The sequence below is a fragment of the Mycobacterium sp. 852002-51613_SCH5001154 genome (assembly GCF_001667425.1).
Classification (GTDB): Bacteria; Actinomycetota; Actinomycetes; order Mycobacteriales; family Mycobacteriaceae; genus Mycobacterium.
In genome coordinates, this window is sequence record NZ_LZII01000073.1 from 23,422 (window position 1) to 47,230 (window position 23,809).

The window sequence follows — 23,809 nt, forward strand, 5'->3', positions numbered from 1 at the left end:
TAGGGCCGTTAGACCTTGGTTCAGCCTTGCCGCGGCTTACCTCTCGCGCCAGGTGAGTTCCATCCCGTGGCCGGCCAGCCAGCGGGACAGGTCATAACCGTTGCGGGCCAACCCGGCCACGGCGTCCACGGCGCGCCGCACCGCCCGCTCGGCGTCGTCCGGGGTCAACAAGCCGAGCCGGACGGCATCCAGCAACTCGTCGACGTCGGCCAGGTCAGCGCCGTCGCCGGTGCGGACCTCGATGTCGAGGTAGTGATCTTCGGAACGCCAGACGTCGGGGCCGGGCGTGTACTCACCGACATCGAGGTAGTAGTCGTGGTCGCGTTCATGGCCCGGGTTGAAGTGAAAGACCGTGGCGCGCAAGCCGAGCGAAGGCAGCAGCCACGACTCGAGGTAGTGGAACTGGGCGCGGCCGGGAGTGGGGCGGGCCACGTAGAGGCCCCACGGATGCACCGCATAGTCGTCCACGGCCCGCACGATGCCTTTGGGATCGGTGTTGGTGCGGGCGACGAGGTCGAACGTCTCGTGCTTCGGCGGATGGATCATGCAACTCTAACGTCGAAGCCGGATTCTCCACCGCACGAAACCGGCATAGAACAGCGACAACGCCGCGAGCATGGCCATGTCGAGCAGCCAGACCTTCGACGTGTGCTGCCAGAACCGGTCCTGGGACAGCAGCGAATCGGGCACCAGGTGCCGCAGGTCGACCGTCGACGCCGCCGCGGCGTAGCCCCACCGCGCGGGCATCCCGAAGGACAGCTGGTCCAGCCCGATCCGTCCGGTCACGGGGACCATGCCGCCGCACAGCACCAGCTGGGCCATCACCGTCACCACGAACAGCGGCATGATCTGCTCGCTGGAGCGGACCAGCGACGAGATCGCCAGGCCGAGAATCGCCGAAGCCAGACAGGTCGCCGCGACGGTGGCGAACAGTTCGACGGTCGCCCCGATGGTCGAATGGCCGAGCAGGACGCCGCCGCGGGTCGGTGCGCTCTTGCCGATCACCACGATCGCGGTGATGATCGCCGACTGCAGGACCGCGAACCCGCAGTACACGGCGGTCTTCGCGAGCAGATACGCCGTGGTCGACAGCCCGACCGCTTGCTCGCGCTGGAAGATCGGGCGTTCGCCGACCAGGTCGCGGATGGTCAGCGCGGTGCCCATGAATGCCGCGGCCGGCATCAGCAGGGCCAGGATCTGCGCCGCTTCGTCGGGCGTCCCGGCGTTCGCGCCGGGCAGATGGAATCCGTTGCTGCCGGGAACGGTCAGGGACAGCGAGCCCAGGATGAACGGCAACAGGGCCAGGAAGACGAAGTACGCCCGGTCGGCCACCACCAGGCGGATCTGCCGCCGGGCGACCGTCGAAATCTGGCGTCGCACACTGGTATGCACCGGTTCGCCCAGAACCCCAGGCTCATCGGCCTTGTCCGGCAACAGTTTCTGCGGCCGCTTCTCGGCGTCACGTTGCTCCACGAAGCGCCGGTTGGCCTCGTCGGGATCGGCACCCACCTTCGTGAAGATCTTCGCCCAGTTGGTGGTTCCCATGGCTTCGCCGATCTGGTCCGGCGGGCCGCAATAGGCCGTCTTGCCGCCCGGGGCCACCAACAGCAGCTGATCGCAGGTCTCCAGGTAGGACAGCATGTGCGTCACCACGATCACCACCCGACCGGCGTCGGCCAGCTGCCGCAGCATCATCATGACCTGGTGATCCAGCGCCGGGTCGAGGCCGGAAGTCGGCTCGTCGAGGATCAACAGCGACGGGCCGGTGAGCAACTCGAGCGCCACCGAGGCGCGCTTGCGCTGACCGCCGGACAGCTTGTCCACCCGGGTGTCGGCGTGTTTGGTCAGGTCGAGCTCTTCGAGGACCTGAGCGACGATCTTGGCCCGGTCGGATTTGCTGGTGTCGGGCGGCAGGCGCAGTTCGGCGGCGTAGCCGAGGGCTTGGTTGATCGTCAGCTGCCGGTGCACCACGTCGTCCTGCGGGACCATGCCGATGCGGCTGCGCAACGACGCGTACTCGGTGTGAATGTCGTGACCCTCGAATGTAACCGAGCCGGAGCTGGGGGTGGTGTAACCGGCGATGAGCCTGGCCAGGGTGCTCTTGCCGGCGCCCGACCCGCCGATGACGGCGGTCAGGGTGCCGGGGCGCGCGATCAGCGAGATGTCGTCCAGCAGTTGTTTGCCGTTGTCGACGACGTACTTGACGTTGCGCACCTCCAGACCGCCGGTGCGCGTCGCGGCCTCGCTGCGTGGGGTCAGGGTGCCGTCGCGAAAAACGAGGTCGACGTTGCCGATGGTGACGACGTCGTCATCGGACAGGATCGCCGACCCGACCCGGGTGCCGTTGACGAAGGTTCCGTTGATGCTGTTGTCCCGGATTTCGCTGCCGAGCGGCGTCTGCACCAGCGTCGCATGCTGGCGTGAGGCCAACACGTCGGAGACCACGATGTCGTTCTCCGCGGCCCGGCCGATCGTCTTGGCGCCCGGGGTTCCCGCGGCGGCCGACGCGCGCGGTGAGAGCAGCTTCACAAACCGCGTTGCCAGGTTCGACACGTCGGCCGTCTTGGCGTCGACCACGGTGAGTTCGGCGGGTGGCGTCGCGACCGGCTGGGGCGGCGCGGCGTGCACGACGGTGCGCTCGTCGAGCGGTGTGCCGCGGACGCCCGGCGCGGGCACGGGCCTGTTCGGCATCTGACGCGGCGGCGAAACCGGCTGGCGGGGCGGTGAATTCGGTGGCCCGCCCGACGGCCTGGGGGGCACCGGCCGGGCCGGCGCCGCGTTGGCGCCGCCGCGGCCGGGATTCCTGACGGGATTCGTTTGCTCGGGAAGCGCCGACCAGGCCAGCGTCGGCGGTCCGGCCTCCGGGCTCGGCCGCGACCTGCCGGGCCGATCGGTGTAGCCCTGCTGCGGTCCGATCGCGAAGGTCAGCCGCGGTCCCCGCGGATTGCCGACGTGAATGCTCTGGCCGTCGTGGATATCGATGACCGGCATCCGGTAGCCGTTGAGATAGGTGCCGTTCAGCGACCCGTTGTCTATTGCCAGCCATCGGCCTTGATCGAAACGCAGGATCAGGTGGGCCCGCGAGATCCGTGGATCGGCGATGCGCACGTCGGCCTGGGTGTCGCGGCCGATGACCACCTCGTGGCCGGCCGCGAAGGATCGTTGGGACCCGTCGTGCCGAATCGTCAGGATGGGCGGGGCGGGTCGAGTCACTACTCAAGTATCGGTGCGTTCGGTGAGTGGTCTCTATTGGGATCGCCTGTGATTTCGCTATGTTTCGGTTCGGCCACTCATAACCGTTTCATAGCTTGCTGAGGCGAACCCCCCACCGGGATCCGGCATGATCTGAACGGAGGGGGAGTTTCGGGGCGCGCCGGGCACACCGTGGTGCCGGCCCGCAGCGCCGAGGCGACGCACGGCCCCAGTCGTGATGCAGGTGCCCAGGGAGGCGGGCCGCGTCGAAGGCTGGGGCAGCGGACAGGGACGAGGGGATAGATGGATGAACACCGGGGGACTACCCGGCGCATCGGCGCCGGGCGGCGGCTGCTGAGCAGCCGACGTCAGGCCGGTGCGGCGATGCGTGCGGGCTTTCACTCGCTGCCCGCGGTGACGATCTCCCATCTGTTCCGCCGCGTTCCCCCGGTCAGCTCGCGCCCGAGCGTGGAGCCCGAGGCCGCGCGGCAGGCCGACGGGTCCCGCCCGTCGATAACCGGCGGGGCGCCGTTCGCGGGCTACACGATTCTGCGGCAGCTGGGCGCCGGCGGCATGGCCGAGGTGTATCTGGCCCTGCATCCCCGGTTGCCGCGCCGCGACGTGATCAAGGTGCTGGCGGAGGCGGTCACGGCCGATCCCGAATTCCGCGAAAGGTTCAACCGCGAGGCCGATCTCGCCGCAACGCTGTGGCATCCCCACGTCGTCGGCGTGCACGACCGCGGCGAATTCAACGGCCACCTTTGGATTTCCATGGACTACGTCGAGGGCACCGACGCCTCCCGGCTGGTCAAAGAGCGCTACCAGGACGGAATGCCGATCCAGGAGGTGTGCGCCATTGTCCACGCCGTCGCGGGCGCGCTCGACTACGCGCACGACCGCGGGCTGCTGCACCGCGACGTCAAACCGGCCAACATCCTGCTCACCCACCCGGAAGACGGCGAACGCCGAATTCTGTTGGCGGACTTCGGGGTCGCACGTCACCTGGGCGACATCAGCGGGATCACCGAGACCAACGTCGCCGTGGGGACGGTGGCCTACGCCGCGCCGGAACAGCTGACCGGGTCCAACATCGACGGGCGGGCAGACCAATATGCCTTGGCCGCAACGGCTTTCCATCTGCTCACCGGTGCGCCGCCGTTTCAGCACTCGAATCCGATCGCGGTGATCAGCCAGCACCTGCACGAGGATCCGCCCCGGCTCAGCGATTACCGCCCGGAGTTGGCGCATCTCGATGAGGTGTTCCACCAGGCCTTGGCCAAGCAACCCGGGGACAGGTTCGAGCGGTGCCGCGCGTTCGCCGCCGCCGTCAGTGAGCGATCCGACGGCGCCGCGCAAGCCGGCCCACGCGCCCGGCCCCGCACCGTCGCTGCGGCGATGAACCACCGGCTCTCGGCGCGGACGCGGTGGGCGGTCGGGTTGGTGTGCGCGATGCTGATCGCCGTGGCGGCCACCTGGTCGGTGCTGTACTCCTTCGAGCCGGACACCCCGCCGGCCAACCCGGCGCTCGCGTCGAAGCCGTCCGTCCCCACGCCGAGTGCCGCGCCGGCAAGATCCGGCGGACCGGTACTCAACGGGAGCTACAAGCTGGACTACGACCAGAGCAAGCGGACCACCAACGGCGTCGCGATCCGTCACGACGGCCCCGCCACCGGCTGGTGGGCTTTCAGCTCGGCGTGCACCACCAACGGATGCGCGGCCACCGGGACCCGGCTGGACAACGCCACCCACCAAACGGCCGACGGAGGCAAGACTGACACGCTGCACTTCGTCGGCGGCTACTGGCAGGGCGCGCCTCAACAGGAGCGGATGGACTGCACGCCGCCCAACGGCCAGGCCACTGCGACCCAGCAGGAGACGCTGGTGTGGTCGCTGGCGCCCCAGGCCGACGGCACGTTGCGCGGCACCGTGACCGAGACCGTGCTGAACAACGAGTGTGGTGCGCAGGGCGCGGTGGTGCGGGTGCCCGTGGTGGCGACCCGGGTCGGCGACGTGCCGGCCGGCGTGAACCTGGGCGACCCCGCCCAGGCCGTCGCCACGTCGACGGCCGCCTCGGCCCCGGCGCCGCCCGTGCTCGGCGCGGTGTGCGGCGACGTCGGCAAGCTGGCCTACGACCCCACCAACAGCGAGCAGATCGTCTGCGAGGGCAACAGCTGGGCCAAGGCCCCGATCACGATGGGCGTGCACGCTTCCGGCAGCTCGTGCGACCGGCCGGGCACCTCGGTGTTCGCCATGACCACCTCGAACGACGGCTACCTGCTGCAGTGTGACCCGGTCACGCGGACGTGGACCCATCCCGCGGGATAGCGGCTGTCCGCACCAATAGCCGCCTTTCGAATCTGATATCACCGGCGCTAGCAAGTTCGCGGATCGTCTTGTCCATTCGCCCCGGTACTCCTGTGACGGATGTGGCTGTGCTCGCCGGGCACGCGACACTTGTCGGTGCGCGGTTCTAACCTGTTGGCATGGCTTTCGCCACGGAACATCCGGTACTCGCCCATTCGGAATACCGCGCGGTCGACGAGGTCGTGCGCGTCGGCGGCCACTTCGAGGTGGTCAGCCCGCACGCGCCCGCCGGCGACCAGCCGGCCGCCATCGACGAGCTGGAACGGCGCATCAGGGCGGGGGAGCGTGACGTGGTGCTGCTCGGTGCCACCGGCACGGGCAAGTCGGCCACCACCGCCTGGCTCATCGAGCGGCTGCAGCGGCCCACGCTGGTCATGGCGCCGAACAAGACGCTGGCCGCCCAGCTGGCCAACGAACTGCGAGAGATGTTGCCGCACAACGCCGTTGAGTACTTCGTGTCGTACTACGACTATTACCAGCCAGAGGCGTACATCGCCCAGACCGACACCTACATAGAGAAGGACAGCTCGATCAATGACGACGTGGAGCGGCTGAGGCATTCCGCGACGTCGTCACTGCTGTCGCGGCGCGACGTCGTCGTGGTGGCCTCGGTGTCGTGCATCTACGGCCTGGGCACGCCGCAGTCGTATCTGGACCGCTCCGTGGAACTCAGCGTCGGCACCGAGGTGCCCCGCGACGCCCTGCTGCGGCTGCTGGTCGACGTGCAGTACACCCGCAACGACCTGTCCTTCACCCGCGGCTCCTTCCGGGTGCGCGGCGACACCGTCGAGATCATCCCCTCCTACGAGGAACTGGCGGTGCGCATCGAGTTCTTCGGCGACGAGGTCGAGGCGCTGTACTACCTGCACCCGCTGACCGGCGACGTGATCCGCCAGGTCGACTCGCTGCGGATCTTCCCGGCCACCCACTACGTCGCCGGCCCGGAGCGGATGGCCCACGCGATCTCGACGATCGAGGAGGAGCTGGCGGCACGGCTGGCCGAGCTGGAGGGCCAGGGCAAGCTGCTGGAGGCGCAGCGGCTGCGGATGCGCACCAACTACGACATCGAGATGATGCGCCAGGTCGGCTTCTGCTCGGGCATCGAGAACTACTCGCGGCACATCGATGGCCGCGGACCGGGCTCGCCGCCGGCGACCCTGCTCGACTACTTCCCGGACGACTTTCTGCTCGTCATCGACGAGTCACACGTCACGGTGCCCCAGATCGGCGGCATGTACGAGGGCGACATGTCCCGCAAGCGCAACCTGGTCGAATACGGGTTCCGCCTGCCCTCCGCATGCGATAACCGCCCGCTGACGTGGGAGGAATTCGCCGACCGGATCGGGCAGACGGTGTACCTGTCGGCCACCCCCGGCCCGTACGAACTCAGCCAGGCCGGCGGCGAATTCGTCGAGCAGGTGATCCGGCCGACCGGACTGGTGGACCCGAAGGTGGTGGTCAAGCCGACCAAGGGGCAGATCGACGACCTGATTGGGGAGATCCGCAAGCGCACCGCCGCCGACGAGCGGGTGCTGGTCACGACGCTGACCAAGAAGATGGCCGAAGACCTCACCGACTACCTGCTGGAGATGGGCATCCGGGTGCGCTATCTGCACTCCGAGGTGGACACCCTGCGCCGGGTGGAGCTGCTGCGCCAGCTGCGGCTGGGCGAGTACGACGTGCTCGTCGGCATCAACCTGCTCCGGGAGGGTCTGGACCTTCCCGAGGTGTCGTTGGTGGCGATCCTGGACGCCGACAAGGAGGGCTTCCTGCGGTCCTCGCGCAGCCTGATCCAGACGATCGGCCGGGCCGCCCGCAACGTCTCCGGCGAAGTGCACATGTACGCCGACTCCATCACGGACTCGATGAAGGAGGCGATCGACGAGACCGAGCGCCGTCGGGCCAAGCAGGTCGCCTACAACGAGGCCCACGGCATCGACCCGCAGCCGCTGCGCAAGAAGATCGCCGACATCCTCGACCAGGTCTATCGCGAGGCCGACGATACCGAAACGGTGGGGATCGGCGGCTCCGGACGCAACTCCTCCCGGGGTCGGCGCGCCCAGGGCGAGCCGGGCCGCGCCGTCAGCGCGGGCGTGTTCGAGGGCCGCGACACGACCAGCATGCCGCGCGCCGAACTGGCCGACCTGATCAAAGACCTCACCGCGCAGATGATGGCCGCCGCGCGTGACTTGCAGTTCGAGCTGGCCGCGCGCTTCCGCGACGAGATCGCCGACCTGAAGAAGGAACTGCGGGGGATGGACGCCGCCGGCCTGAAATGAGTTTGCTGGCAGCGCATCTCGGATCGTCACTCTCGCGACACCCCATACGGTAGAAGGGTGACCGACACCGCGACCGTCACCGGCGGCTGGGATCAGCTGCTGGGAGCCAGGTATCTGAGGACTTCCATCCTGCTGGCCGGCGGAGTGGCCCTGTACGCCACCAACGAGTTCCTGACCACCAGTTTGTTGCCCAACACCATCGCCGAAATCGGCGGCAGCCGGCTCTATGCCTGGGTGACCACCCTGTACCTGGTGGGGTCCGTGGTCGCGGCGGCGATGGTCAATCCGATGCTGCTGCGCGCGGGGGCGCGCTCGTCCTACCTGACCGGACTCGCCGTGTTCGGTGTCTCCAGCCTGGTTTGCGCGGCGGCGCCGAACATGCACGTTTTGATCGCCGGGCGTGCCCTGCAGGGCGTGGCCGGCGGGCTGCTGGCCGGCCTCGGATACGCCGTGATCAATTCCGCCCTGCCGCGGGTGCTGTGGACGCGTGGCTCGGCGCTGGTGTCCGCGATGTGGGGAGTGGCGACGGTGGTCGGCCCCACCACGGGTGGTCTTTTCGCCCAGCTCGGCTTGTGGCGCTGGGCCTTCGTGGCGATGGCGGTGCTTACCGGCCTGATGGCCATGTTGGTGCCGGTCGCGCTGGCCCGCGTCGAACCGAGCACCGCCATGCCGTCGAAGAAGGTGCCGGTGCGGTCGCTGCTGCTGATCGGTGCCGCCGCGCTGGCGGTCAGCGTCGCCCAGATTCCGCGCAACACGCTGGCGACGTTCGCGTTGCTCGCCGCCGGCATCGCGCTGGTGGGCGTGTTCGTGGTCGTCGATTGGCGGACGCACGCGGCGATATTGCCACCGAGCGTGTTCGGCCCCGGGCCGTTGAAGTGGATTTACCTGACCATGGGCGCGCTGATGGGCGCCGCGATGGTGAACACCTACGTGCCGCTGTTCGGCCAGCGGTTGGCGCATCTGACCCCGATCGCGGCCGGTTTCTTGGGAGCCGCGCTGGCGCTCGGCTGGACGGTCAGCGAGATCGTCAGCGCATCGCTGGAAAGCCCCCGCACGATCGGGCGGGTGATCGTGGCGGCGCCGATTGTCGCGGCGTCCGGCCTGGCCCTGGCCGCGGTCGCACAACGCGGCGACACGTCCCCCTGGACGGCCGCGCTGTGGGCCACGGCGCTGCTGGTGGCCGGGACCGGGATCGGAATGGCCTGGCCGCATCTGTCGGCGCGCGCGATGGCCTCGGTCGACGACCCCGCCGAGGGCAGCGCCGCCTCGGCGGCCATCAACACCGTCCAGCTGATTTCCGCGGCGATCGCCGCAGGTCTGGCGGGGGTGGTGGTCAACACCGCCAAGGGCGGCGACGGGATGGCGGCGCACTGGCTGTTCACGGTGTTCACCGCGCTGAGCGCCGCGGGTGTGGCGGTTTCCTACCGCGCGACCCGCGGCGTGCGCGAGGCGCTGCCGGTCGGCTAGTCCGCGCTGAGCTCTTGCCCCGTCAACTACCCGACAATTGGCGGTTCACGCCGTCGGCAAAGCGGCAATCAGCGCGTGGACTTCACCACTTGGGAGTAATGGAACTGCCAACGTTCGACAATGCGGAAACCGAGATAACTCGGGAACCGATAAGCCGGGGCGCGCCCGAATGCAGGTCCCGGCGGCAATGACGGTCCGGATTGATGGTCGGGCAGCGATGGTTCTTTATTGGTAATTGTCCAGATTGCGGGACATTTGTTGATTTTGGCCGTGGTCAGCCACACGGCGACGTGGCCGTCCCACAGCGACCCCACCTTCGGCCCGTAGGCGCCGCGTTCGACGTCGATGAGTGACCGGAAGGCCGCGGGCCGGGTGGCCAGCAGGGCGCGGATCGGCCCGGGCCGCCACGGCACCGTGTTGTCGACCAGCAGGCAGTCACCCGGCGCGGCATGGGAGCTGATCAGATCGGCCACCTGGCTGTAGTCCCAGCCCTCCTTGGCGTACGGCCAGCGCTGGACGAACAGGTAGTTCGGCACCGCGGCGACGGCGCAGGCCAGCACCACTCCGGCGATGGGCCAGGGTTTGCGGGCGACCGTCACGATGCAGACGGCCAGGACCACGGCCATCGCGGGCGCGGTGAAGATCAGGTAGCGCGGGTAGTAGATCGGCTCGCTGACCGCCGAATAGATGACCACGAGCGCGGTGGGGATGACCAGCCACGCCGAGCAGACGATCAAGAGCCGACGCGTGTCGCCGGCGGGGGGCCGAACGCCGGCCAGCCGGGCCGCGACCGCCGCCACGATGAGGACGGCGGACAGGATGGCGAACGGGACGCTGTGGTCGAAATACTGGCGCAGGATGATGTCGAACGCGTAATGCCAGCTGACCGGGTAAATCCAGTTGACCTGCCATACCTGCGCGTGGGCGAACACGAGGAACGGCGTCATGGCCGCGACCGCGACGGACGAGCTGATCGCCCACCGAATAACCGCGGATTTGCGCGCCTTTTCGGGCGCCAATAGCGGCACCATTACGGCGTAGACCGGCACCAACAGCACCATGTTCAGATTGAGCAGAATCGAGAGCATCAACGCCAGCGCGTAGCAAACCCACAGTCGCGGTCTGTTGCGCCGGGCGGCGACGACGAGCAATACGGTCAACCAGACCGCCGCGGCGGCCGCGAAGGCGTAGGGCCGCGCCTCCATGCCCGCCCAGGTGGTGCGCGGCAGGATGGCGAACACGACACCCGCGCAAACCGCGGCCGGCCGGGTCGAGAACTGCCTGGTGAACACCGTGACGCCCGCGGCGGCGGCGCCCACCGCCAGGGCGCTGGGCGCTCGCGACCAGAACTCCGTCGGCGGGAACAGGGCGAACCAACCGTGCATCAGCAGGTAGTACAGCCCGTGCACGGCGTCGATGTGGCCCAGCAGCCGCCACAGCTCCGCCAGCGTCCGGCTCCCGGCGGCCGAGATGGTCGCCCCCTCGTCGAACCACAGGGAGGGCCTACAGGCCCACGCGCCGCTGACCACGGCCGCGAACACGGCGATCGCCCACGGATCGAGCAACCGCCCGGACGAACGCGCGGGCGCGGGCTCCTCGACTCCGTCCGCGGCGCGCTGCTCGATGGTGGGCATGGACATGATGCTTGTCACTGTAAAGCCGAGTCGTGGGGCCGGCTCACAAATCGCGCCCCGGCCATTCGCGCCACGCGTCCGCATTCGGCGAAAAGCTGCGTTATGCAACGCTTTCCGCGTCGGACCTGAGCATTTGATTGTTTCGCCATCGGCGATATTGTCCGCTGGCGCGGCGCGGCCCCGCAAATTGTCGACACGCCGCGCCACGCGGTGTCGCTAATCAGTTCCCTTTACGCCGGGCAAACGCGATAGTGTCTTGGGTTGGCTGACCAACCGAAACTGGGAGGGTTAATGGGCGCCTATCAGACTGTGGTGGTGGGAACCGATGGCTCGGACTCGTCAATGCGTGCGGTGGACAAGGCGGCGCAGATCGCCGGGCCGGACGCCAGGCTGATTGTCGCTTCGGCATACCTGCCCCAGCATGAGGACAGCCGGGCCGCCGACGCGCTGCGCAACGAGAGCTACAAGGTGTCCGGCACCGCGCCGATCTATGCGATCCTGCAGGACGCCAAGGAGCGGGCGCACAAGGCCGGGGCCAAGAACGTCGAAGAGCGCCCGATCGAAGGCGCCCCGGTCGACGCGCTGGTCAAGCTGGCCGAGGACGAGAAGGCCGACCTGCTGGTCGTCGGAAACGTCGGACTGAGCACCATCGCGGGCCGGTTGCTCGGATCGGTGCCCGCCAACGTGTCGCGGCGCGCCAAGGTGGACGTGCTGATCGTCCACACCACTTCGTAGCTCGCCTACCAGCCTCGTTCGCGCCATTCGCCGAGGTGAGGGCGTTCGGCGCCGAGCACCGTGTCGTCGCCGTGACCGGGATAGATGACGGTGGCGTCGTCGTACACGTCGAACACCCGGGTGGTGACGTCGTCCAGGAGCTGCGCGAAATCGCCCGGCTGCCATGTCTTGCCGACGCCGCCCGGGAACAGGCAGTCGCCGGTGAACAGCTGAGTGACCCCGCCCGTGGCGGGCCCGTCGAGGGCGAGCGCGATCGAGCCGGGCGTGTGCCCGCGCAGGTGGATGACCTTGAATCGCAGCTCGCCGATCTGCACCGTGTCGCCGCCCGCCAGCAAACGGTCTGGTTTGACCGGCAGTGCCTCGGCGTCGATCTGGTTGGCGGCGGTCGGCGCCCCGGTGGCCGCGGCCACGGCCTCCAGCGCCTGCCAGTGGTCGAAGTGCTGATGGCTGGTCACGATCAGCGACACCTTGGGTGCGTTCTGCCGGATCAGCCCGATCAGGACGTCCGCGTCGTTGGCGGCGTCGATCAACAACGTCTCCCCGGTCGCGGAACATGTCACCAGATACGCATTGTTGTCCATAGGGCCCACCGACGCCTTTAGGATCGTGGCGCCGGGTAGGGTCCGGCGGGCCGCAGTGCCAGGGTCGACGTGTCCGGTGTAGTTGTCGCTTACCTTGTCGGGGGCAGTCATAGCGGCCACGTTACTGGTCAAACGTTTGTTGTCGGTACGGGCACATAGCATGGAATGCGCCGTGCGCATTACCGGCTGCAGTACGTAAAAGATCCACTGAAAGAGGGCAGCGTGGCTGACCGCCTGATCGTCAAGGGCGCCCGCGAACACAACCTGCGGGGCGTCGACCTCGACCTACCGCGCGACGCGCTGATCGTCTTCACCGGGCTGTCGGGGTCGGGCAAATCGTCGCTCGCGTTCGACACGATTTTCGCCGAGGGCCAGCGCCGATACGTCGAGTCGCTGTCCGCCTATGCGCGCCAGTTCCTGGGCCAGATGGACAAGCCGGACGTCGACTTCATCGAGGGCCTGTCCCCGGCGGTGTCCATCGACCAGAAGTCGACCAACCGCAACCCGCGGTCGACGGTCGGGACGATCACCGAGGTGTACGACTACCTGCGGCTGCTCTACGCGCGCGCCGGCACGCCGCACTGCCCGGTCTGCGGCGAGCGGATCGCCCGCCAGACGCCCCAGCAAATCGTCGACCAGGTGCTGGTGATGCCGGAAGGTACCCGCTTCCTGGTGCTCGCCCCGGTGGTGCGCACCCGCAAGGGCGAGTTCGCCGACCTGTTCGAGAAGCTCAACGCGCAGGGCTACAGCCGGGTTCGGGTGGACGGCGTGGTGCACTCGCTGACCGATCCGCCCAAGCTGAAGAAGCAGGAGAAGCACGACATCGAGGTGGTGGTGGACCGCCTCACCGTCAAGGCCAGCGCCAAGCAGCGGCTCACCGATTCCGTGGAGACCGCGCTGAACCTGGCCGACGGAATCGTGGTGCTGGAGTTCGTCGACCACGAGCACGACGCCCACAACCGCGAGCAGCGCTTCTCCGAGAAGCTGGCGTGTCCCAACGGGCACGCGCTGGCGGTCGACGACCTCGAGCCGCGATCGTTCTCGTTCAACTCGCCCTACGGCGCCTGCCCCGAGTGCACCGGCCTGGGGATCCGCAAGGAGGTCGACCCCGACCTGGTGGTGCCCGATCCCGAACGCACGCTGGCCGAAGGTGCGGTCGCCCCGTGGTCGACGGGCCACACCGCGGAGTACTTCACCCGGATGATGGCCGGGCTCGGCGACGAGATGGGCTTCGACGTCGACACGCCGTGGCGCAAGCTGCCGGCCAAGGCGCGCAGGGCGATCCTCGAGGGGTCCGACCATCAGGTGCATGTGCGCTACCGCAACCGATACGGCCGAACCCGTTCGTACTACGCCGATTTCGAGGGCGTGCTGGCATTCCTGCAGCGCAAGATGGCCCAGACCGAATCCGAGCAGATGAAGGAACGCTACGAGGGTTTCATGCGTGACGTGCCCTGCCCGGAGTGCGAGGGCACCCGGCTCAAGCCGGAGATCCTGGCGGTGACGCTGCGCGCGGGGGACCGGGGAGCCAAGTCCATCGCCGAGGTCTCCGAGGTGTCGATCTCGGACTGCTCGGACTTCCTCAACGCGCTCACCCTGGGGCACCGGGAGCAGGCGATCGCCGGGCAGGTGCTCAAGGAAATCCAGTCGCGGCTCGGCTTCCTGCTCGACGTGGGGCTGGACTACCTGTCGTTGTCGCGCGCGGCGGCCACGCTGTCCGGCGGTGAGGCGCAACGCATCCGGTTGGCCACCCAGATCGGGTCCGGCCTGGTGGGCGTGCTCTATGTGCTCGACGAGCCGTCGATCGGGCTGCACCAGCGTGACAACCGTCGCCTTATCGAAACCCTCACGCGGCTCAGGGATTTGGGCAACACCCTGATCGTCGTCGAGCACGACGAGGACACCATCGCGCACGCCGACTGGATCGTCGACATCGGTCCGCGGGCCGGTGAGCACGGCGGCGAGATCGTGCACAGCGGGACGTACGCCGAGCTGCTGGCCAACGAGGAGTCGATCACCGGTGCCTTCCTGTCGGGCAAGGAGGCCATCGAGATGCCGGCGATCCGGCGTCCGGTCGACCGCAAGCGTCAGCTCACCGTCGTCGGCGCGCGCGAGCACAACCTGCGCGGCATCGACGTCTCGTTCCCACTCGGCGTGCTCACCTCGGTCACCGGCGTGTCCGGCTCGGGCAAGTCGACGCTGGTCAACGACATCCTCGCCACGGTGCTGGCCAACCGGCTCAACGGTGCCCGGCTGGTACCGGGGCGGCACACCCGGGTGACGGGCCTGGACCACCTGGACAAGCTGGTGCGGGTCGACCAGTCCCCGATCGGTCGCACGCCGCGGTCCAACCCGGCCACCTACACCGGCGTGTTCGACAAGATCCGGACCCTGTTCGCGGCCACCACGGAGGCCAAAGTCCGTGGCTACCAACCGGGCCGGTTCTCGTTCAACGTCAAGGGCGGCCGCTGCGAGGCGTGCACCGGCGACGGCACCATCAAGATCGAGATGAACTTCCTGCCCGACGTGTACGTCCCCTGCGAGGTCTGCCACGGTGCGCGCTACAACCGCGAAACCCTGGAAGTGCACTACAAGGGCAAGACCATCTCCGAGGTGCTGGACATGTCGATCGAGGAGGCGGCGGAGTTCTTCGAGCCGATCACCGGCATCCACCGCTACCTGCGCACGCTCGTCGACGTCGGCCTGGGCTACGTCCGGCTGGGCCAGCCCGCCCCGACGTTGTCCGGTGGCGAGGCGCAGCGCGTCAAACTGGCCGCCGAACTGCAGAAGCGCTCGACGGGGCGGACGGTCTACATCCTCGACGAGCCCACCACCGGACTGCATTTCGACGACATCCGCAAGCTGCTCACCGTCATCAACGGGCTGGTGGACAAGGGCAACACGGTCATCGTCATCGAGCACAACCTGGACGTGATCAAGACGTCGGACTGGATCGTCGACATGGGGCCAGAGGGTGGTGCCGAGGGCGGAACCGTTGTCGCCGAAGGCACTCCGGAGGATATCGCCGCGGTGCCGGAAAGCTACACCGGGAAGTTCCTGGCCGAGGTCATCGGCCGCGCCGCCCCGCCGCGGCGGTTGAAGCGGCGGCGCAAAGCCACCGCCTGATCCGCCGTCAGCCGGGGATCTTGGTCGCCATCTGGTTGGCGATCAACCTGGCCTGGTTGATGGTTCCCGGTGCGCAGACGTTGACGTCAAGGACCACGTTGGACACCGCCTCCATGACGTGCTGGCACACCACCGCGGTGTTGGCCAGTGTGCGCTGAATGGCGATGTTGGGCGGGTTGCCGCTGATCTGCCCGAAGGTCCATTCGAACGGGGCTTTGTCGCTGGGCTGGGTCACGGTCTTCCCCCCACAGTCCCGCCATTGGGTCCACTGGTCGGTCACGAATCCCCGGGCCTGGTCGGCGGACGCGAAGATCACCGCCCCCTGCGCGACGACGTAGGCGGGGTTGCTGTTCGGCTTCTTCAGCAGCTGGGCGAGCATCGCGGTGTAGCCGCTGCTCTTGTACGTCCGGGTTTGGAAACCGATGAGCGCCCCGAGGCACTTGTCGTCCGACAGCGTGTTGCCGGGGCCCGGGTCCGTCATCTCGGTGACGTTGTGGTCGAGGATGATCCCGGTGGTGCCGACCAGGACGTTGATCTGGTCGACCGGAAGCAGGAGCGAATCCAGTTGTGCGGGAGCCACTGTCGGGGCGGCGCCGCTGGTCGCTGCGCTCGTGGTGGGGGGAGCGGCGGTGGTCGTCGTTGGGGAGGCGTCGGGCGGGGGATCACCGGACTTTCCGACCGCCAACCACACCCCGGTGCCCGCGATCACCGCGACGACGAGCGCGAGGGCACCGATGACCAGCCCCAGCCGGCGCCGCGGTGGTGCGGGCGGCGCCCATGGCGCGACGGGTGGAGTCGCGAACCACGCCGGATGCGGCGGTGCGGGCTGGGCCCGAAACTGCTGCGCGTTCGGCGGCGGCGCGAAATGTTGGCTGTGCTGGATCAGCTCGGTCGCCTCGCGTTGGTCCGGGGCGCTCAGCGCGTGCAGGGCCGCTTTCGCGAGATCGCCTGCGGTCGTGTAGCGGTCGTTCGGATCCTTGGCCATCCCGCGGGCGATGACCTCGTCGAACGCCGCCGGGACGGCGGCATTGCGCTGGCTCGGGCGCGGGACCGGCTCCACTAGGTGTGCGGCCATCAGGCTGCTGAGGCTGGTCGTCTGGAAAGGTCTTGTGCCCGTGAGGCATTCGAAAAGCAGGCAGGCCAGGGAGTAGATGTCGACGCGGTAGTTGGGATCATCGTTGCCGAATCGCTCGGGCGCCATGTAGCTCCAGCTGCCTATGGCGGCGCCGGTTTTGGTCACCCGCTCGTCGGTGGCCGCGGCGGCGATGCCGAAGTCGACCAGGTAGGCGAAGTCGCCCTCGGCGAGCAGGATGTTCTCGGGTTTGATGTCGCGATGAATGACCCCGGCGCGGTGCGCGGCATCGAGGGCGGCGGCGACTTGTTCGACAATCGCGACCGCGCGCGGTGGCGGGAGCGGCCCGCTGCGGCTCAGCACCGTCCGCACGTCGCGCCCCTCGATGAGGCGCATGTCGATGAACACTTGACCGTCTATCTCGCCGAAATCGTGAATCGGCACGATGTGCGGTTCCTGTAGCCGGCCCGCGGTCCGGGCCTCGCGTTGCATGCGCCGCCGAAATGAGTCATCCGAACTCACTTGCTCGGACATCAGCTTGAGCGCCACCACGCGGTCCTTGACGGTGTCGTAGGCCTCGTAGACCTCGCCCATCCCGCCGCGGCCCAGCAGGCGGCGCAGTTGGTACGGCCCAAATCGGCTCCCGGTCCGCGAACCGGGCTGCGTTTCACTCATCGACGTCCCCCCGACGCTAAGCCAGCCGCCCTAGTCCTCATCCGTGCGCATCGACTCGCGGATCTCGGCCAATCGTTCGGCCGCGGCGCGCTCGCGCTCGTCGTATTGCTCGGCGACAGAGCGGCCTTCGGGCGATTCGGCGTCCAGCTCCGCGTCGCCCAAGGATGTCGCGTAGCGGTTTTCGATCTTCTCGCGGACGGATTCGAAGGTCGGCACACCGGCGTTGTCGTACCCGGGATCGGGTGGGGTTGGTTCGTCGGGCATGGAGGCCACGCTACTAAAGGCCCGCCCGCCCCTCGCGCTCCAGATAACGCACCATCTGCTCCCAGTACACCAGCGTCAACGCCATCTGAACGGCGATAGCCGCCGCCGCGGGCAGCAGGCGACGGCGGCGCGCGGCGACGACGGCAGCCAGCGCGGCCACCGATGTCGGGGCGCTGACCACCATGGCGGCGTCCCGGGGGCGCCGGCCGATCCACAACTCCTCGCCCAGCATCGCCCGCGTCGACCACGCCCGCTCGTGCGCCGGCCTGCCGAAAACGAACGGGTTGACGGCCAGCCACAGCCCGATCCACGCCGCATGGCTCCAGCGCCGCGTCCACGGTGGCACCAGGATCAGCGGGGTGCTCGCCCAGCGGGTCCAGGCGCTCCACGGATTGCAGTGCCGCGCAAAGATCGCGCGCCGGACCCGCGCAACGGAAAACACCGGCGGGCTACCGCCTGGCGGGCGAATGGTCGGCCGGGACGATGACCGGGGCGGTGGGTGCGGGCGGGGCAGCGCCGGGCAACGCGGTCCGCGGGATTCCCGGCGTGCCCAGCCGGCCGGCCAGCCACGGCAGCGCGGCGGCGAAGACCCGGTCGGCGAACGGCCAATCGTGCTTACCCGGCTGCGCCAGCACCGCGCAGTCGATCCCGTTGGCGCGCCCGAGCGCGCACAGCGAGTAGGCGGCCGCCGTCTGGTTGCCGGGGTCGGCGGCCGCTTCCCGGCCGGCGAGACGGATCGCGCCGCTGTCGGTCATCATCGGGTCGTGGCGCGGTGCGGGCGGGCCGTCGGAGGAGATGGCGAACCAGCCGGCGACGTCGCTATAGGGCCCGTGCCGGCTGATCACCGTGGTCGGGTCGAATGCCGCCCACGCGTCGGCGTTTCCGCCGAAGAGCCGCGCGATGGTTTGGGTCTTGTTTCCGGCGTTGGGGAAGAAGTCGCCGGCGACGTCGACGAACGCGCTGAACATGTCGGGGTGCATGACGGTCAGGTCGACCGCGCAGGTGCCGCCCATCGACCAGCCCGCGACGCCCCAGTGCGACCGGTCGCCACTGACGCCGAACTTGGAAACCATGTACGGTACAACGTCTTTGGTCAAATGGTCGGCGGCGTTACCGCGGACACCGTTGACGCATTCGGTGTCGTTGTTGAAGGCCCCGCCGGAGTCGACGAAGACCAGCACCGGGGCCTTGCCGTTGTGGGCGGCCGCGAAGTCGTCGATCGTCTTGACCGCGTTGCCCGCGCGGGTCCAGTCGGCCGGGGTGTTGAACTGGCCGCCGATCATCATGACCGTCGGCAGCGCCGGCGGCGGGCTGCTGGTGAACCACTCGGGCGGCAGGTAAACGAGCTCGCCGCGGTGCTTGAAATGCGAGGTGTCAGACGGGATCACCACCGGAACCACGCTGCCGTGCGGTGGCCGCGCCCGTTTGGCGGCCATCGCGGTGACGGTGGCCGGGTCGGTCTGGTCGGGCAGGGGACCGGACGTGATCTGGTTCCACGCGGCCTGCACCGTCGGGAAGTAGCCGACCCATAAGTTGAGCACCAGCGCGGCACACAGCGCGCACAACGGCACGGCCAGCAGGCCGGCCCCGCGCCGCCAGCGGCCAGCGCCGGGCCACCCCAGGGCCAGCACCGCCGCCGCCATACCGGTCAACGTGATCCAGAGCCACAGTGCCGCCGGCGCGGGTTCGTCGGACAGGCCGCGGTCGACGATGTACCAGTGCGTCAGGTAGGCCACGGCAGCGCCGGCCAGCGCAGCCGCCGGCAACCACACGGTCCGCCAGCGACGCGACCGCCAGCCGACGGCCAGGGTCAGCACGACCGCGGTGACCACCTGGATCGTGGTGGGCACCCAGCCGTGCATCAGCGAGGTGTGACTACTTGCCAGCAACTGCGTCGTGGCATTGATCGTCGACGCGGTCACGGCATTCATTGTGATCCATTGTTAACCGGCCTGGAACATATTCACCGAATGTTCGCCATCGGCCCGCCCGCGCGTCGCGGGCCGCCTAATGGGGCTTGGCCAGCGGAAATGGCAGGGTTTCGCGGATGCTGCGGCCGGTTATGAGCATGACGAGCCGATCGATGCCCATGCCGAGCCCCCCGGTGGGCGGCATCGCGTACTCCATGGCCTGCAGGAAGTCCTCGTCGAGCTCCATGGCCTCGGGGTCGCCGCCGGCGGCCAGCAACGACTGCTCCTGCAGGCGACGGCGCTGCTCCACCGGGTCGGTGAGCTCGCTGTACGCGGTCCCCAGCTCGACCCCCCAGGCCACCAGGTCCCACCGCTCGGCGACGCCGCGCCGGCTGCGGTGCGGCCGGGTCAACGGCGAGACGGACGTCGGGAAGTCGATGTAGAAGGTCGGCCGCTCGGTCCGGTCCTCGACCAGGTGCTCGTAGAGCTCCAGCACCACCGCGCCGGCGTCCCACTGCGCCCGATACGGAATGTGGGCGGCGTCGGACAGTTTGCGCAGAACGGACAACGGGGTGTCGGGATCGATGTGTTCCCCGAGCGCCTCGGACACCGCGTCGTGCACGGTCTTCACCGGCCAGGGCCCGGAGATGTCGACCGGTTGGAGGCGGCCCTCGGCGCCGGGCCGCAGCACGGTCTGCTCGCCGTTGGCGGCCTGCGCGGCGTTTTGAATGAGCTCCCGGCTGCCGTCGACCCACGCCATGTAGTCGGCGTGCGCCTGGTAGGCCTCGAGCAACGTGAACTCCGGGTTGTGGCTGAAGTCGACCCCCTCGTTGCGGAAGGCCCGGCCCAGCTCGAACACCCGCTCCACGCCGCCGACGCACAACCGCTTCAGGTACAGCTCCGGCGCGATCCGCAGGAACAGGTCCATGTCGTAGGTGTTGATGTGGGTGACGAACGGCCGGGCGGTGGCTCCACCGTGGATCTGTTGCAGGATCGGCGTCTCGACCTCGATGAACCCCTTGGCGAACAACGTTTCCCGGACGGAACGCAGGACGCTGCTGCGGGCCGTGACCAGCTCGCGCGACTCGGGATTGACCGCCAGGTCGACGTAGCGGGTCCGCACCCGCGCCTCGGGGTCGGTCAGCCCCTTCCACTTGTTCGGCAGCGGCCGCAGGCACTTACCGATCATCCGCCAGTCTCGCACGATCAACGAGCGGGTTCCGTTCTTGGAAAAGCCCATGTGCCCGGCCATCTCGACCAGGTCGCCAAGGTCGATGGCCGCGGTGAAGTCCGCGGTGCGGCCCTGCTCCAGGCGTGAATTGTCCAGCAGCACCTGCAATTCGCCCGACCAGTCCCGCAGCTGGGCGAACAGCACCCCGCCGTAGTCGCGTATCCGCAATATCCGGCCCGCCACGGAGACCGTTTCCTGATCGTCGGCGTCCAGCGCCCGGGCGATGGTGTGGCTGGGCGGGGATCCCACGGGATAGGCGTCAATGCCGTTGCGCCGCAATATCTTCAGTTTGGCCAGGCGGACCCGCACCTGCTCGGGCAGGCGGGCCCTCGACTCCTCGAGTTCCGCGTCGTCGCGCCGTTGTTGTAACTCGCTGACGTCGGGCGCCGAGCCGTCGTGGTGCAGCAGGCCCGACTCCGCCAGCCTGGGCGGCACGGCGGGGTGATGGCCGGTGTGCACCTTGTCGCGCCGGGTGAACGGCAGCACCAGGAAGCCCTCGGCGATAACCGAGGCGACGCCCACCCGGGGGATCAGGCGCGCGTCCTCGTAACAGGCGTAGCGCGGAACCCATTCCGGTTGGTATTTCATGTTCGACCGGTACAGGGTCTCCAGCTGCCACCATCGCGAGAAGAACAGGAGCAGCCCCCGCCACAGCCGGGCGACCGGGCCTGCGCCGAGTTGCGCGCCCTGTTCGAACGCCGAGCGGAACATCGCGAAGTTCAATGAAATGCGGCTGATGCCAAGGGTTTCGGCGGTCAGCGCGAGCTCGCTGACCATGAGCTCGATGGTGCCGTTGGGGGATTGCGGCGAGCGGCGCATCAAGTCCAGGGAGACCCCGGTGGTTCCCCAGGGGACCAACGACAGCATCGCCACGACGGCGCCGTCGCGGTCCAGCGCTTCGACCAACAGGCAGTCCCCATCCGCCGGATCGCCCAGCCGGCCCAGCGCCATGGAGAATCCGCGCTCGGTCTGGGTGTCGCGCCAGGCGTCGGCGCGGGTGATCGTCTGGGCCATCTCCTCGGCCGAGATGTCGCGGTGCCGGCGGATGCGCAGGGTCAGCCCTGCCCGGCGCGCCCGGGTCACGGCCTGGCGCACCCCGCGCATGTCCGGACCGGACAGCCGGAAATCTGCGGTTCGCAAGATCGCCTCGTCGCCCAACTCGAGCGCGTTCAGCCCCGCTTCCCGATAGACGCGCGCCCCCTGCGTGCTGGCGCCCATGACGCCCGGCGCCCAGCCGTACGCCTGGCACAGGCCCAGCCACGCGTCGATGGCCTGCGGCCACGCCCGCGGGTCGCCGATCGGGTCGCCACTGGCCAGGCAGACGCCGACCTCGACGCGATAGGTGATGGCGGCGCGGCCGCTCTGCGCGAACACCACCGACTTGTCGCGGCGGGTCGCAAAGTATCCGAGCGAGTCGTGCTTGCCGTAGAGCTCGAGGAGCCCGCGGATTGCCGACTCGTCCTCACCGGTGAGCGCGTTCTCGGCGCGCTGGGATTGGAAGAGCACGATGGTCGCCAGGATCAGCGCCAGCGCCCCGAACAGGCCGAAGATCGCGTTGAGGAACACGTGCGGCTTGCCGGTGAACAGGTCCGGATCGGCCAGGGCGAATCCGACCACCCGGTTGGCCACGTAGGGCAGGCGGTCCGGGCGCGCCAGCGTTCCGGGCCACAACTCCACCAGGCCCCAGGAGACCAGGATGCCGACCACGTCCCCCGCGACCAGCACCGCGGCCGCCTTGACCATGGCGCCCTTGCGGACCTTGGCCCAGAACTCCCGGTACGCCAGCACCAGCAGCACGATCGCCACGATGTGCACCGCGAACCCGAGGTTCTCCCCGAAGGTTTCGGCCGCGGTGTTGTCGCCCGCGGCCATGTCGGCGACGTTCAGGCCGGCGGAAAGGATCATCTGGCCGAGCAACACCAGCCAGGCGATCCGTTTCCGGGCGGTCAGGGCCGCGGCCAGCAGTGCGAGCACGAACGACCACGCGATGCTGGTGTCGGGGAAGTTGAACAGGTAGTTGTTGATGAACTCGCGCGGGACCTTGATCATCCACCGGATCGCCGGGGACACGCTGGCCAGCAGGGACACGGTGGCGATGACGCCCACGATCCACCCGGCCGCCGCCGGTACCCAGCGATACCGGGATTGCGACCGGCCGCGAGCCCCCGAACGGGACCCCGAGCGAGATGAAGCGAGTGTCACAGACCGCGAGGATATGCCCTCAATCCGTGAAAAGCTTGGCGAAGCGCGAAGAGGGGCTGGCAATAATCGGTCCGGTCGCGCAAGCGTGCTCGTGCGCGCCGGACGGGGGTCGGGGGCGAAGTGCAAAAAGCCGCCCCGTGGCTGCTAAACTAGCGTCCGCGACCATCCCGGCGAAGGCCAGGAACAGCAAGTGGAGTCCCACTCCCACCGCGTGCCACGAAGTTTCCTTCAAGGCTTGGCGGTCCGGTCACAGGCATCGCGCATGTCTGTTCCGCGAGCAAACGCGGGCGGCTTGACCAGTTGCAAGCCGTGATCGGTCGGCATTGGGCCCTGCTATTGCAGGGCTTTTCTGCTGGTGGTGTGGTGTTTCCGCCGCTGACTCCCGACCGAGGCCTTGGCCGTGAGCGCAGGATATCTATAAGCCCAACAAGGGAGGCCCCATCAGCACTGAGACCCGCGTCAACGAGCGCATCCGCGTACCTGAAGTCAGATTGATCGGCCCCGGGGGAGAACAGGTAGGCATAGTGCGCATCGAAGACGCACTTCGCGTCGCCGCGGACGCCGATCTCGACCTTGTCGAAGTCGCCCCGAACGCCAGACCCCCGGTCTGCAAGATCATGGACTACGGCAAGTTCAAATACGAGGCGGCGCAAAAGGCGCGCGAATCCCGCCGCAACCAGCAGCAGACCGTCGTCAAAGAGCAGAAACTGCGACCAAAGATCGACGATCACGATTACGAGACCAAAAAGGGTCACGTAATCCGCTTCCTGGAGGCGGGTTCGAAGGTGAAGGTCACCATCATGTTCCGCGGACGTGAGCAGTCGCGCCCCGAGTTGGGTTACCGCCTGCTGCAGCGGCTGGGCGCGGACGTCGCCGAATACGGCTTCGTCGAGACGTCCGCCAAGCAGGACGGCCGCAACATGACGATGGTGCTGGCCCCGCACCGCGGCGCGAAGACTCGGGCCAGGGCGCGGCACCCCGAAGGCCCGGGGGACGGCGAGGCATCGGACGCCGACGCGGGCGCCGACACCCCTTCACCCAACTGACCTTCAGCCCAAATAGCGAGATTCGAGAAGT

General features: G+C 68.5%; 15 protein-coding genes. 6 read left to right on the forward strand and 9 right to left on the reverse strand.

What is annotated here, in order from left to right:
* Positions 1-36: 36 nt before the first annotated feature.
* On the reverse strand, positions 37-477 hold the full coding sequence (locus A5750_RS19285; RefSeq protein WP_066953334.1) for a DUF402 domain-containing protein: 441 nt from the start codon (positions 475-477) through the stop codon (positions 37-39).
* 75 nt (positions 478-552) lie between these two features.
* A complete protein-coding gene (locus A5750_RS19290; protein ID WP_197505469.1) occupies positions 553-3,213 on the reverse strand; it encodes an FHA domain-containing protein in 2,661 nt (886 codons plus the stop codon).
* Between the two features lie 282 nt (positions 3,214-3,495).
* On the opposite strand from A5750_RS19290, the gene A5750_RS19295 reads away from it, so the two are divergent.
* The 3 genes from A5750_RS19295 (at position 3,496) to A5750_RS19305 (ending at position 9,302) form a co-directional block, all read left to right on the forward strand.
* Positions 3,496-5,517 carry a serine/threonine-protein kinase gene (locus tag A5750_RS19295; RefSeq protein WP_067264996.1) on the forward strand — a complete coding sequence of 674 codons (2,022 nt, stop codon included), beginning with the start codon at positions 3,496-3,498 and terminating at the stop codon, positions 5,515-5,517.
* A 158-nt stretch (positions 5,518-5,675) separates the two neighbouring features.
* Complete coding sequence (gene uvrB / locus A5750_RS19300) at positions 5,676-7,835, forward strand: excinuclease ABC subunit UvrB (RefSeq protein WP_067265003.1); 2,160 nt, start codon at positions 5,676-5,678, stop codon at positions 7,833-7,835.
* Between the two features lie 57 nt (positions 7,836-7,892).
* The gene (locus tag A5750_RS19305) at positions 7,893-9,302 is read left to right on the forward strand and encodes an MFS transporter (RefSeq protein WP_067265006.1); all 1,410 of its coding nucleotides are present in this window, start codon (positions 7,893-7,895) and stop codon (positions 9,300-9,302) included.
* Positions 9,303-9,370: 68 nt separating this feature from the next.
* On the opposite strand, the gene A5750_RS19310 is transcribed toward A5750_RS19305, so the two are convergent.
* The gene (locus tag A5750_RS19310) at positions 9,371-10,942 is read right to left on the reverse strand and encodes a glycosyltransferase family 39 protein (protein WP_066953140.1); all 1,572 of its coding nucleotides are present in this window, start codon (positions 10,940-10,942) and stop codon (positions 9,371-9,373) included.
* Positions 10,943-11,227: 285 nt separating this feature from the next.
* Here A5750_RS19310 and A5750_RS19315 point away from each other — a divergent pair, with 285 nt between their 5' ends.
* Entirely contained in the window at positions 11,228-11,671 is a 444-nt protein-coding gene (locus A5750_RS19315) for a universal stress protein (RefSeq protein ID WP_066953138.1), read from the forward strand.
* Positions 11,672-11,676: 5 nt separating this feature from the next.
* Here the strand turns inward: A5750_RS19315 and A5750_RS19320 are convergent, their stop codons facing one another.
* Positions 11,677-12,363, reverse strand: a complete 687-nt coding sequence (locus A5750_RS19320) for an MBL fold metallo-hydrolase (RefSeq protein WP_067265022.1) — start codon at positions 12,361-12,363, stop codon at positions 11,677-11,679.
* Positions 12,364-12,474: 111 nt separating this feature from the next.
* On the opposite strand from A5750_RS19320, the gene uvrA reads away from it, so the two are divergent.
* Positions 12,475-15,378, forward strand: coding sequence for an excinuclease ABC subunit UvrA (gene uvrA / locus A5750_RS19325; protein ID WP_067265058.1), 2,904 nt, complete (start codon positions 12,475-12,477; stop codon positions 15,376-15,378).
* A 7-nt stretch (positions 15,379-15,385) separates the two neighbouring features.
* On the opposite strand, the gene A5750_RS19330 is transcribed toward uvrA, so the two are convergent.
* The 5 genes from A5750_RS19330 to lysX form a co-directional block, all read right to left on the reverse strand.
* Positions 15,386-17,125, reverse strand: a complete 1,740-nt coding sequence (locus A5750_RS19330; protein ID WP_067265024.1) for a serine/threonine-protein kinase PknH/PknJ — start codon at positions 17,123-17,125, stop codon at positions 15,386-15,388.
* 30 nt (positions 17,126-17,155) lie between these two features.
* Positions 17,156-17,389 (reverse strand): hypothetical protein, encoded by a 234-nt coding sequence (locus tag A5750_RS19335; protein WP_067265026.1) that lies wholly within the window; start codon positions 17,387-17,389, stop codon positions 17,156-17,158.
* A gap of 13 nt (positions 17,390-17,402) precedes the next feature.
* Positions 17,403-17,831, reverse strand: a complete 429-nt coding sequence (locus A5750_RS19340) for a DUF6653 family protein (protein ID WP_231989255.1) — start codon at positions 17,829-17,831, stop codon at positions 17,403-17,405.
* Between the two features lie 7 nt (positions 17,832-17,838).
* Positions 17,839-19,320 (reverse strand): alpha/beta hydrolase family protein, encoded by a 1,482-nt coding sequence (locus A5750_RS19345; protein ID WP_197505470.1) that lies wholly within the window; start codon positions 19,318-19,320, stop codon positions 17,839-17,841.
* A 76-nt stretch (positions 19,321-19,396) separates the two neighbouring features.
* Entirely contained in the window at positions 19,397-22,732 is a 3,336-nt protein-coding gene (lysX, locus tag A5750_RS19350; protein ID WP_082948162.1) for a bifunctional lysylphosphatidylglycerol synthetase/lysine--tRNA ligase LysX, read from the reverse strand.
* Between the two features lie 440 nt (positions 22,733-23,172).
* Between lysX and infC the strand changes: the two genes are divergently transcribed.
* Complete coding sequence (gene infC, locus A5750_RS19355) at positions 23,173-23,778, forward strand: translation initiation factor IF-3 (RefSeq protein WP_082959153.1); 606 nt, start codon at positions 23,173-23,175, stop codon at positions 23,776-23,778.
* Positions 23,779-23,809 lie beyond the last annotated feature (31 nt).